The sequence below is a fragment of the Bacillus sp. YBWC18 genome, from assembly GCF_002998775.1.
GTDB lineage: Bacteria > Bacillota > Bacilli > Bacillales > Bacillaceae > Bacillus.
Window position 1 is genome coordinate 35,661 of record NZ_PVRI01000001.1, and the last position, 12,542, is coordinate 48,202.

General features: G+C 43.2%; 10 protein-coding genes. 9 read left to right on the forward strand and 1 reads right to left on the reverse strand.

The features are described from left to right. Window positions 1–70: 70 nt before the first annotated feature. Together C6348_RS00275 and C6348_RS00280 are read left to right on the forward strand one after the other, a co-directional pair. Window positions 71–2,974, forward strand: a complete 2,904-nt coding sequence (locus tag C6348_RS00275; protein WP_106041394.1) for a 5'-nucleotidase C-terminal domain-containing protein — start codon at window positions 71–73, stop codon at window positions 2,972–2,974. 46 nt (window positions 2,975–3,020) lie between these two features. Continuing rightward, on the forward strand, window positions 3,021–3,587 hold the full coding sequence (locus C6348_RS00280) for a class D sortase (protein ID WP_106041396.1): 567 nt from the start codon (window positions 3,021–3,023) through the stop codon (window positions 3,585–3,587). A gap of 206 nt (window positions 3,588–3,793) precedes the next feature. Here the strand turns inward: C6348_RS00280 and C6348_RS00285 are convergent, their stop codons facing one another. Continuing rightward, entirely contained in the window at window positions 3,794–4,702 is a 909-nt protein-coding gene (locus tag C6348_RS00285; RefSeq protein ID WP_106041398.1) for an RluA family pseudouridine synthase, read from the reverse strand. A 109-nt stretch (window positions 4,703–4,811) separates the two neighbouring features. Here C6348_RS00285 and C6348_RS00290 point away from each other — a divergent pair, with 109 nt between their 5' ends. The 7 genes from C6348_RS00290 to C6348_RS00320 all read left to right on the forward strand — a co-directional run bounded on the left by C6348_RS00290 (window position 4,812) and on the right by C6348_RS00320 (window position 12,498). After that, entirely contained in the window at window positions 4,812–5,162 is a 351-nt protein-coding gene (locus C6348_RS00290) for a DUF5365 family protein (RefSeq protein ID WP_106041400.1), read from the forward strand. A gap of 310 nt (window positions 5,163–5,472) precedes the next feature. Beyond that, complete coding sequence (locus tag C6348_RS00295) at window positions 5,473–6,138, forward strand: HAD family hydrolase (RefSeq protein ID WP_003211898.1); 666 nt, start codon at window positions 5,473–5,475, stop codon at window positions 6,136–6,138. Window positions 6,139–6,153: 15 nt separating this feature from the next. Next, on the forward strand, window positions 6,154–7,692 hold the full coding sequence (locus C6348_RS00300) for a bifunctional GNAT family N-acetyltransferase/carbon-nitrogen hydrolase family protein (RefSeq protein ID WP_095284946.1): 1,539 nt from the start codon (window positions 6,154–6,156) through the stop codon (window positions 7,690–7,692). A 184-nt stretch (window positions 7,693–7,876) separates the two neighbouring features. Further along, the gene (locus tag C6348_RS00305; RefSeq protein WP_034663748.1) at window positions 7,877–8,293 is read left to right on the forward strand and encodes a VOC family protein; all 417 of its coding nucleotides are present in this window, start codon (window positions 7,877–7,879) and stop codon (window positions 8,291–8,293) included. An 88-nt stretch (window positions 8,294–8,381) separates the two neighbouring features. Next, window positions 8,382–9,299, forward strand: a complete 918-nt coding sequence (locus C6348_RS00310; protein ID WP_034663910.1) for an AEC family transporter — start codon at window positions 8,382–8,384, stop codon at window positions 9,297–9,299. A 32-nt stretch (window positions 9,300–9,331) separates the two neighbouring features. Then, window positions 9,332–10,924, forward strand: coding sequence for a PucR family transcriptional regulator (locus C6348_RS00315; RefSeq protein WP_106041402.1), 1,593 nt, complete (start codon window positions 9,332–9,334; stop codon window positions 10,922–10,924). Window positions 10,925–11,157: 233 nt separating this feature from the next. Beyond that, the gene (locus C6348_RS00320; RefSeq protein ID WP_106041404.1) at window positions 11,158–12,498 is read left to right on the forward strand and encodes an aspartate aminotransferase family protein; all 1,341 of its coding nucleotides are present in this window, start codon (window positions 11,158–11,160) and stop codon (window positions 12,496–12,498) included. Window positions 12,499–12,542 lie beyond the last annotated feature (44 nt).

Sequence of the window (12,542 nt, forward strand, 5' to 3'; positions counted from 1 at the left end):
ATGAAATCCATTCAACATCAATATTTACTTTGTACACTATGAGAGATGAAGCGCAAAGGGGAGAGGTCTAATGAAACGAATGCTATCTATTCGAATGATTTGTTGTTTGGTTTTGATGATCTTTAGTCTACAATCCTTACTGCCTGGCATGATCACAGGAGGCGAGGTCAGTGCATCTGAAAAGAAGGAAATGGTGTGGAAGCAAAAAAAGATCGTGCAGATCAAAAAAGCCCGTCAGCTAATAGGAGAGACCGTGACGGTGAGCGGAATTGTGACAGCAGATCAATCCGCTGTAGGCAATGGGAAATTGTCCACATACATTCAAGACAAATCAGCTGGAATCAATATTTATTCAGCGCAGCCCAATCACTTCCCGGAACTAAAAGCAGGCATGAAGGTGACAGTGACTGGTAAGATCACGTCTTATAAAGGAATAATTGAAATTGTGCCAGATCAAGGCCGCCTGAAGATAGATGCTGTGAATCAAACTTTGCCAAAGGCGAAGCGAGTGTCCGTTAAACAACTAGAAACGGATCAAGCCGGTAAACATGAAGGAAGACTAGTGAAGATTAAAGGCTATGTTGAGGCAAAACCAGCGCAGCCGGCTGGCGGTGGATACAATGTGGTGATCATTGATAAAAAATACCACAGCACCATCCTGAGAGTGATGGTCGATACAAATGCTATTGATAAAGTAAAGACAGGGAAATGGTACGAGTTTACAGGGGTGTTAAGCAGGTATGATACGCTGCAGGTGCTTCCAAGACATAAGGATGATATCAAACTGCTGAAACGCCAGCCAAAGCCGCCAAAGATTAAGAAGGAATACAAAGCAACAGTTGACCGTGTGGTGGATGGAGATACGATTCATCTAAAGAAGCCTGTTCTTGGTACAACAAAGGTGCGTTTTGTGAATATGGACACGCCGGAAACGTATCATAAGCCAAAAAATGAATTAGACCAAAACCAATTGCGTTTTGGACAGCAGGCGACTGACTATTTAAAAACACTTCTTTCAAGCGGTGACCAAGTCACATTAAAGATTGGTCCTGAAGCGAAGGACAGCTATGGACGTCTTTTAGCTCAAGTGAAGACCAAAAAAGGGCTAAATACAAATCTAGAGCTTGTAAAAAAAGGATATGCCCCTACTTATTTCATCTGGCCAGTTGGAGATGAAAAGGACTATCATACGTTTCAAAAAGCAGTAAAAGAAGCAAAAGAAAAAGGACTGGGCATATGGAACGAAGCGGATCCTCTGATGGAACAGCCGTTTGAATTTAGAGCACGAGAACAGAAAAAAGGACTGACACGCTATGTTGGTGACTCAGCTGTGAAAACCTACGTGTCCCCTGACAAATGGAAAGAAATCAATGTGGATAAACGGATCTTTTTTGCTTCCAAAGAAGAAGCAGAGCAGGCTGGCTATCAGCCGGCAAAGGATGCGAGTGAAGTACCGTTAACGATTTTAAGTATGAATGATTTACACGGTAAAATTGATCAAGAATACGAGCTGGATCTCAAAGGTGATGGCAGTAAAGGCATGTACGGACGAATGGATTATGTCGCGGCCTATATGAAGCAAAAACAAGCAGCACACAAAAATACGATTACGGTCCATGCTGGAGATATGATTGGCGGGAGCTCTCCAATATCTTCTCTACTGCAAGATGAACCAACCGTTGAACTCATGGAGAACATTGGCTTTGATGTGGGCACGGTCGGCAACCATGAATTCGATGAAGGGGTCGACGAGCTATTGCGTATCTTAAATGGCGGAGAACATCCTAAAGGCACAAAGGGGTATGACGGACAGAACTTCCCGCTCGTTTGTGCGAACTGTGAATACAAGGATACAGGTAAGCCACTTTTACCGGCTTATGAAATCATCGATGTCGAAGGAATCCCAGTCGCATTTATCGGTGTTGTGACCAAGTCAGCCGCAGGAATGGTCATGCCAGAAGGGATTAAAGACATTCAGTTTACAGATGAAGTCAAAGCCGTGAATGAAGCCACGAAGGAACTAAAACAAAAAGGGGTTAAAGCCATTGCGGTTTTAGCTCATATGACAGCCTCTCAAAATGGCGATACGATCACTGGAGAGAGTGCAAAGCTTGCCAAAGAAGGTGATGATGAAATTGACGTCATCTTTGCAGGGCATAATCACGAAGTGGTCAATGGAGAGGTCAATGGGAAATTAATTGTGCAAGCCTTTGAATATGGGAAGGCGATTGGCGAAGTCAATGTGACACTTGACCGCAAAACGAAGGATATCGTCAAAAAGAGTGCAAATATCCAGTATGTAGATCAAGCTGGTATAGAAAAGGACAAGGAAGCAGCAGACATCTTGGCTCATTACGGGAAAGAAGTGGAGCCGATTATTAGTGAGGTTGTTGGAGAAGCTGGGGTCAAAATGGAAGGCGGCTATTCAAATGATGGAGACACGCCGCTCGGTAATTTGATTGCAGATGGTATGAGATATTCAATGAAAAGTGACTTTGCCATGATGAATGGAGGGGGCATTAGGCAAAACCTTGAAAAAGGGCCGATAACGTGGGGAGATCTGTTTAATATTCAGCCATTCGGCAACGTTTTAGTCAAACTGGAGATCAAGGGGAAAGACTTGGTTGAAATCATAGAAGCTCAAATTTCTCCACAATTTGGACCAGATTATAGCATTTCAGGCTTTTCATATTCCTATGATCCGGTAACATATAAAGTAGTCGACTTGAAGCTGCCAGATGGTTCAGCCGTAGCTTTCGATCAAACGTATACACTCACTGTGAATAACTTCATGGCAACTGCAACTGGCAGTAAATATGCACCAATAGGCAGGCTTGGTAAAAACCCTGAAACAGGTCCAGAAGACTTAGAAGCCACTGTCGATTTTGTCAAAAGCTTTGAGGGAGCTTCCATTGTGTATCAAAAAGAGGGGCGAATTCAAAAAGCAAAACAAGAAGAAAAAGCAGCAAGCTAAAGAGCGAATCATCTAAGAGAAATGTAACAGGCAAAGGAGTTTAAGCATGAAAAAGTGGTTTGCATTGACTGTGATGACAGCCGGGATTGTTCTGCTCGGCTGGGGAATTTGGCAAATCGCCTCTACTCATCTTCAAACAGCCCAATCATTAGACGAAGCGAAGAAGGCCGTAGCGGACGATCAAGGGATGTCCAAGAAGCAGTTTGCTCCAGAAGTGGGGAAAGCTTCTGGCATCCTGACGATTCCAAAATTAAAAGCAGACCTTCCCATTGTCGAAGGGACGGATGCGGATGACCTTGCAAAGGGAGTAGGACACTACAAAGGCAGTTATTATCCTGATCAGAATGGACAAATCGTCCTTTCCGGTCACCGTGACACGGTGTTTCGCCGGACAGGTGAACTGGATATTGGAGATCAGCTGAAAATCACTGTGCCGTATGGTGAATTTATATATGAAATCACACATACAAAAATTGTCGATCAGCATGATACATCCATTATTACGTTGCAGAATGAAAAGGAAGAGCTGGTGTTAACCACATGCTATCCTTTTCATTTTGTCGGCAATGCACCAGAGCGGTACATTATTTATGCAAAAAGAGCGTCTGTCTAAAGAAAAAGAGCCTGCTGATCATACACAGGCTCCCAGCGTGTAGACAAACCCTTGCATTCGTTGTCAGATCTGCGTTCCGGTGCTCGTCCTTCCTAGAACTGCAAAGGTTTTCTATCACGCTGAAAAGAAGAAAGGGCTAAAATAAGATTATTTTAGCCCTTTGTCAACAATCTGAGATCCTGCTAATCAAATGCAGGCTCTTTATTTTAATGGATGATTTTATTCATGAGCTGGGCCATATCAGGCGGAAGCGGTGCTTCTATGATCAGATGCTCACCTGTAAAAGGGTGTTTCATGTCTACTTGCTTGGCGTGAAGAGCACACCTGTTGATGTAATCACGAACTCCGTCATATAAAGTATCCCCAGCTAGTGGATGCCCGAGACTGCTAAGGTGGACACGAATTTGATGCGTTCTACCCGTCTCTAATTGCAGTTTAACGGCTGTCATTTGCAGACGTTTATTCATGTCCATGACCTGAAAATGAGTCACAGCTTTTTGTCCAGTAGGGGAGATTCTTCGTCTGACTGCATGGTGTTTGTCACGGCCGATCGCTGCATCAATGGTGCCTTTCTTTTTTTTGAAAAGCCCCTCTGCGATGGCGATGTATGTTCGGCTGATTGTTTTTTTAGAAAGCATTTGATCAAGAGCCGCATGGGCTAATCTATGCTTTGCAAAAATGACGGTGCCGCTTGTGTCTTGATCAAGCCTGTGGATATGTCTCACCCTCTTTTCTTCTCCATTTGCTTGAAAATGGAAGGCCACAAGGTTAGCCAGTGTGCCCGTTTGTCCTTGTTCATTCGGATGAGTTGGCCGTCCGGCAGGTTTTTGCACAATTAATAAATGCTCGTCCTCGAAGAGCACCTCTAATTCACCGTATTCTGGTGTCACATCACTTTCTTCTGTTTCAAATAAATCAATGATGATCTGATCGCCTTTACTGACTTTAGCCGCGTGATGGGCAGGCTTTTGATTTAAACGAACTTTTTGATGCTCCATCCAAAAATGGATAATCGGTTTTGATGCAGATACGGCTGTCTTTAAAAAATGACTGAGTGAAGTGTAATGATGCTGCTCGTCTACTTTGAGTGAGAGCGTATGTCCTTTTATGATCATGATATCCGTTCCTCTCTATGGGTATATATAGGAAACACTTACCTTGGCGAACGCCTTTTTTTCTGTGCTATTCTGAATGGAGAAATAACGACAGAGAGGTAGATGTCACGTGAGATTAATGAAAGCTGCTACAGACCTGCAAGAGCAGGCAATTGAAGAAATATCAAAGGATGTTGAAGATCTTCTTTCTCGTGCTGTCAATGGACAGCAGCAGGATATGCGTCAAAAAGATCGTTCCCTTACCTTTATTGATGGCGTATATAACGGGACGATGGATGATGCTTTTCGTATTTTATCGGGACTTCAGCTATTACATACCATTATTGTAAAACCGAAACGTCATATCACCAAACGTGATCGTGAGTTATTCGAGCGAAACCGTGAGCAGGTCAATGCCTGCGGCTTTTCTTTTCCTTTTGATCTAGACGATTTTGCCAGCCGTCACCTTCAAAATGCGTAAAAGATGGTGTGAACTTCCTTGTTAACTTACAAGGCCCTCGCACATACTATTTTTAAGGGAACGGAGAAACCTTTAAGATCTGTAATACCAAACCCGCTCTTTTTCAACATTGCCTATTTCTCCACGAATCGGAGCGCTTGGATCTCTTGCAGAATAAACCGAACACGGGTAGGAGCCTGACAAAATGGTGCAGGCTCCTTTTATACATAATCATTTTAGCAGACATTCATCTTTGAAAGTCAATTTTATTCACGATATGATAGCATGGAGTATATGTTTAAGACTTTTGTAAAAAAAAGGAGTGGCCTCGTTGGTAAAGGCGATTATATTTGATTTTGACGGATTAATTTTAGATACAGAAACACATGAATATGAGGTTTTACAAGAAATGTTTGCGGAGCATGAGTCAGATCTGCCTCTTTCCGTATGGGGCAAGGTCATTGGCACGCAGGCAGGCTTTAAGCCATTTGAATATTTGGAAAAGCAGCTAGGGAAGACGCTGGATCATGAGACACTCACAGCAGATCGGCGTTCTCGTTTTCAAAAAAGAATGAAGGACGAATCAGCAAGACCTGGCGTAGAAGCTTATTTAGAAGCAGCAAAGGAGCTCGGGATCAAGATTGGACTTGCTTCCAGCTCAGACTATAAATGGGTGTCAGATCACCTAAAGCAGATTGGTCTTTTCGACTACTTTGAATGTATCCGCACGTCAGATGATGTGGAAGAAGTGAAACCAAATCCAGAGCTTTATTTGCAAACCGCACGCTGCTTAGGGGTAGAACCAAAAGATTGCGTGGCATTTGAGGATTCTGTGAATGGGTCGGTTGCTGCCAAACGAGCAGGCATGAAATGCGTCATCGTCCCAAACAAAGTGACGAGCACGCTGCAATTTGAAGAATATGATGTCAGATTAGAATCCATGGCTGAAATCGAATTGCTCCAGCTATTCCATCAGCTTGAAAAAGAGGATCAGTAAGGGGGCAAAAACATCATGGCAGAAAAACTAGACTTAACGCGGTTTGAAAAAAGAATGGTGATCCGTAATATCCGTGAAGAGGATATTGACCGAATCATTGCCTTGCAAGAGGTATGCTTTCCAGGCATGGACCCTTGGAAACGAGAGCATCTTGAAAGCCACCTTGAGCATTTCCCAGAAGGACAGTTTTGCGCTGAATTCGAGGGAGAAATCATTGGCTCTTGTTCAAGTTTATTAATTAACTTTGATGAATACGATGATCGCCACACTTGGCAGGACATTACAGATGATGGGTACATCACAAACCATAATCCAGATGGGATGAATATGTACGGAATCGAAGTCATGGTGAGTCCTGAGTACCGCCGCATGAAAATTGGACATCGTTTGTATGAAGCAAGAAAAGACTTAGCAAGAAGATTAAATTTAAAAAGTATCATCATTGGCGGACGTATTCCGAATTATCATAAATACCAAGAGGAAATGACGCCTCGCCAGTATGTGGAGCAGGTGACGCTTCACCAAATCTATGATCCCGTTTTATCTTTTCAGCTGTTAAATGAATTTAGTCTCATGCGGATCAATCCGAATTACCTGCCGGATGATAAAGCATCCAGCACATATGCCACGTTAATGGAATGGAACAATGTCGACTATCGCCCGCAATCGAAAAGATATTATAAATCGGCGTTCCCCGTTCGAATTTGTGTGATTCAATATGCAATGAAACAAATTCATTCCTTTGAGGAATTTATGAATCAGGTGGAGTATTATGTGGATGTCGCATCAGATGCATCAGCTGACTTTGCCGTATTCCCAGAAATTTTTACGACGCAGCTCATGTCTTATTTAGAAGAGCGTTCACCAAGTCTTGCCGTGCAGCGGATTACGGAATATACCGAGGACTACATTAATTTGTTCACAGACCTCTCTGTGAAATATAACATTAATATCATCGGCGGGTCCCACTTTGTAGAAGAGGAAGGGAAAATCTACAATATCGCCTATTTATTTAGACGTGATGGAACGATTGAAAAGCAATATAAACTTCACATCACGCCGAATGAAAGAAAATGGTGGGGGATTTCTGCTGGTGACCAGGTCCGGGTATTTGATACAGACTGCGGCAAAATTGCGATCCAAATTTGCTACGATATTGAATTTCCTGAGCTTGCACGGATCGCGGCTGACAAAGGAGCGAAAATTATTTTCACTCCGTTCTGTACAGAAGACCGCCAAGGCTATTTAAGAGTACGTTACTGTGCACAGGCAAGAGCGGTCGAAAACCAGATTTATACCGTCATCTCGGGAACAGTTGGCAACCTTCCGCAAACCGAAAATATGGATGTTCAATATGCACAATCGGCTATATTTGCCCCATCAGACTTTGAATTTGCAAGAGATGGGATTGTAGGAGAGTGTAATCCAAACATTGAGATGGTTGTCGTTGGTGATGTCGATTTAGAAATTTTAAGAAGACAAAGGCAAGACGGGACCGTACGTCAGCTGAAAGACCGAAGAAGAGACGTGTACCATATTGAATATAAAAAATAAAGAAAGGAAGCGCCTATTGTTGAGGCGCTTCTTTTTGTGACATTTTTTTAAGAGACAATGTGGCGCCATGAGTGATCGCTAACCACTGCTAAAAAAGGGATAAGATTTTTCGATTGACAAAGGGATGCTGGAGCAAAAGCAGAATATACTGAAAGGAGATCATGTGTTCAAAAAGGAGAGGAATATGGGGCGACAATCTAAACATCTGTATATCAATTTGCCGGTAAAGCACGTGAAGGAATCTATCGCTTTTTTTGAGCAGCTGGGTTTTGACTTTGAGCAGCAGTTCACGAATGATCAGGCGGCCTGTTTGGTTATTGATGACACGATCACCGTCATGCTGTTATCTCTTAGGCATTTTCAATCCATCTCAGAGAAACAATTAGTGGACGCAAAAGAGGCATCAGAGATGATTATCTCTATTCGTGTCAATTCACGAGAAGAGGTCGATGAGCTTGTCGAGCAGGCAATGGCAGCAGGCGGTTCACCCTTTAAGGAGAAGCAGGATCATGAGTTCATGTATGGATGGAGCTTTCAGGATCTTGATGGTCATTTGTGGGAAGTGTTTTATATGGACGAGGAAAGAAGCGGCCTTTCATAAGGGTGCTTCTTTTTTATTGTTTATCAGTGGTATGATAATGAGGAAGCAGAAGGAATCTGGAATTCAACTAGAGAAAAGTAGGTGCAGCATGGAGTTTTTACTTGTCTTACTGCCAGTGTTCGGCATATTTCTGATTGGGTATATCGGGCAGAAGGCGATTGGTTTTGACATACATACGCTCTCATCAATGTCTTTATATTTAATGTCACCATTTCTTGCGTTTGAAACCTTTTATCAAAACAAAGTGTCGATGGACTATGTGTATTTATCCATTTTTGTTGTCGGGCTTTGTCTTGCACTTATTTTATGTGTCTTTATATTATCTCGTATTTATGGTTATTCGAATGAAACGTATTGTGCCATGATTCTGTCGTCAGCCTTTATGAACAATGGAAACTACGGCACGCCCGTTGTGCTGCTTGTCTTCGGAGCAGCAGGTTTGGATATTGCGATCGTGTTGATGGTGCTGCAGCAGCTTGTCATGAGTACAATCGGCATGTATTATGCAGCAAAGGGCGGAGAGGATGCGGGAGATGGAAAGGTCGTGCTGAAAAAAGTGCTTCGTATGCCGGTTGCTTACGGGGCGCTCATCGGTCTATTATTTCAGCTGATTGACCTTTCATTACCTAAAGAGCTGATGACGGGTATTCAGCTTGTAGGGAATGCTGCCATACCGACGATTATGCTTATTTTAGGTATGCAGCTTGCCGTGATCTCTTTTAAGCAAGTGGATTATCGAAATATTTCTTATGCTGTATTGCTGAAGCTGTTTATCTCCCCACTCATCGCATTTGGCTTTACGGTTATTTTACCGGTAGATGATATGGTGAAACAAATTATGATCTTAGTGGCAGCCATGCCGACAGCAGCAAATACCACGCTGATGGCTGTACAATTTCGAACGAAGCCTGAGTTTGTCTCAAGCACGACATTTCTCAGTACAATCTTAAGTATCGTGACATTACCAGTTTTATTATGGATTTTATCCATGCACCCTCTGGGATAGGGGATAGGCGGCAAACAAAGGGGGACATATGAATGAATGTAGATGTTCATTTCCAAGTGAGTGACGTGTTGAAAACGAAGCATTTTGCGCATGCAAAAGTGTTAGCAGGGGAAAAAGGATTGTTTCGGCAGGTCAAATGGATCCATGTGTTAGAAGTGCCTGATGTAGAGGATTTGTTAAATGGAGGCGAGCTTATATTAACGACAGCCGCAGGCTTCCATGATCAACTGGATGTGTTTCAAGCGTTTTTACGACAGCTGATTGATTCAGGGGCAGCCGGCTTGTGTATTGAATTTGTTCCGCTAAGATTCGATGTGCCGGAAGAATTGCTGACCTATGCAGAAGAAAGAGATTTTCCGCTTATTCTGTTTACAAAAGAAGTGAAGTTCGTCAACATCACGCAGCATCTTCATACAATGATGATCGAGCGTCAGTATCAAATGATGGCAGATTTAGAAGCACTATCATCAAAGCTAAATGAGCTTTTACTGACCCCGCATCCGCAGATGGATATTTTGGATCAAGTGTATCAGCATGTAAGGGGGATTCTTTTACTCCTCCCTGTTCAGGGCGAGCCGATTATTTTATGTGATTCTTCCAAACCAACCGAAGAACTGGTCATGAATTATTTGCAGTTTGCTTCCGTGCCAAAAGGATACGAAGTGACGCAAAAACAAGTGCTTGCACTCAAACAAACATTTGCAGATCTTGTGCTCATTCATCAAGCGGACACGCTCTCTGAATTTGAACTGCTCGTGATGGATAAAGGAGCGAATGCTCTAGCCCAGCAAACATTAAGAGAGCTTTATACAGAAGAGCTGAAGAAAACAAAAGAGAATGAATGGCTGCAAAAATGGTTCCAAGAAGAGCATACAGAACGAGAGATCATAGAGCACCTTGAAGAAACAGAAGGGTTGAAAAAGCCAACTGGCTGCGTAGTTTTGCTCTTTCAAAAGCATCATCAAATCGAAGAAATTGCAGGGAATCTTTACTTTCTCGTATCTTGCCGCTCCATTTTTCAGCGTGCGGGTTTCTATCTGATTGCATATGAGCATCAAGGACAAACCTTGTTTATTTTATTAAACACGAGAAAGAAAGAGGACTGGAAAGAGCGTGCAGAAAAGGCTGCAAACGACATCAAACAATTGTATGACCGGGAGCAGCCCCGAGGGGCCGAGATCAATTTTGGTATCGGTCAATATTGTGAACAGTTTCAGCACATGAGAAAAAGCTTTCAAGCAGCCAAAGAAGTGCTGCATTTAAAAAAAGTGATGCCTCAGCGGGTGGAAAGTCCATTTTACCAAGATCTACATATGCTTCGTCTCATGCCTATGATGAAGGAAAGCGGTCTGCTTGAATGCATGGTGAAAGAGTATTTAGAGCCCGTGATTTTATACGATAATCAAAATAGCGGGAGACTCTATCAAACGCTGAATATCTTTTTACAGACAAACGGTTCTAAAAAAGAAACCGCAAGCCAGCTCTATATTGTCAGGCAAACCCTTTATCATAGACTGGATAAACTGCATGCCTTGCTTGGTGAGGATATGATGCAGGCGCCGAAACGCCAGGCACTTGAATTTGCGATTCTTGCTTATGAATTCCTGCAAGGAAATCGACGTTAGCGGAGTGTGTTCAATTTGCCAAGGCATCAAGAAAAGTGTCTTATGATGGTGTTCAATCAGTTGACGATCTGTCTAATGTAATCGGCCTGCCCCCTTTTTTATAATGAAAGAAACTGTCAAGTTCCAGTTTCATATGCCTCACGTTTCATCCATATAATGAATGGAGAGGCAATATGCTATTGAACTGGTCTAAGCTTCTTTAATGATGAAAACGGATACATGGGGGCGGGAAGATGAAAATACATGAGCAGGCGCAAAATCTTCAGACGAAAGATGATCAGTTGATCTGGCATCATATGAAAGGGACAAACAAGGAAAATGAAAGTATGGTCATTCACGAGGCAGAAGGTGCATGGGTGACAGATATTCATGGAAATCGCTATTTAGACGGGATGTCAGGCCTTTGGTGTGTAAATGCCGGATATGGCCGCAAAGAGCTTGCAGAAGCGGCGTATAAGCAATTAAAGACAATGCCTTACTATCCGCTTACACAAAGCCACGTGCCGGCGATTCAGCTGGCTGAAAAGCTAAATGAGTGGCTTGGCGGGGACTATGTCATCTTCTTTTCTAACAGCGGTTCTGAAGCCAATGAAGCCGCATTTAAAATTGTCAAACAATATCATACGCAAAAAGGAGAGAGTACAAGGACAAAGTTCATCTCCCGGTACCGGTCGTATCACGGCAATACAGCAGCTGCTCTTGCCGCAACCGGTCAAGCGCAGCGTAAATATAAATATGAACCATTAGGTCAGGGCTTTATCCACGTTGCACCTCCTGATGTGTATCGTCATCCTGAGGACCAAGAGAATTTGGCGAGTGCTGCGGCGATTGATCAGGCTATGACGTGGGAACTAAGCGAGACCATTGCTGGGGTCATTATGGAGCCGATCATTACGGGCGGAGGTATCTTAATGCCGCCAAAAGGGTATTTGAAGAAGGTCAAAGACATCTGTGAAGCTCATGGGGCGCTTCTTATCGTAGATGAAGTCATCTGCGGCTTTGGCCGGACAGGGAAGCGGTTTGGTTTTATGCATGAGGAAGTAAAGCCGGATATTATCACCATGGCAAAAGGGATTACAAGCGGCTATTTACCGCTTTCTGCAACGTGCGTGAAACGAGAAATCTATGAAGCTTATGCAGGGGAAGATACGTATGACCGGCTGCGCCATGTGAATACATTTGGCGGTCACCCTGCTTCCTGTGCGGTGGCACTTGCCAACCTAGAGATTATGGAAAACGAGCAATTAGTGGAACGGTCAGATGCGCTGGGGCGAGATATGCTTGAACGTTTGCAAGAGTTAAAAGAGCACCCATTTGTCGGAGATGTCAGAGGAAAAGGCTTGCTGTTTGGCATTGAGCTTGTTCAGGATCAGCAGTCCAAAAAACCAGCTGAGCCACATGTTGTCGGTCAACTGATCGCAGAATGTAAAAAACGCGGGCTGATCATCGGGAAAAATGGTGATACAGTTGCCGGCTATAATAACGTTGCCCAGCTTGCACCGCCGCTTAATATCACAGATGATGACGCCTCATTTATCATCAATACCTTAAAAGAAAGCATGGCACAGCTATAGCAGAGAGACTTCTCTGCTTTTTTCTATGGAATAAAAGCATGCTT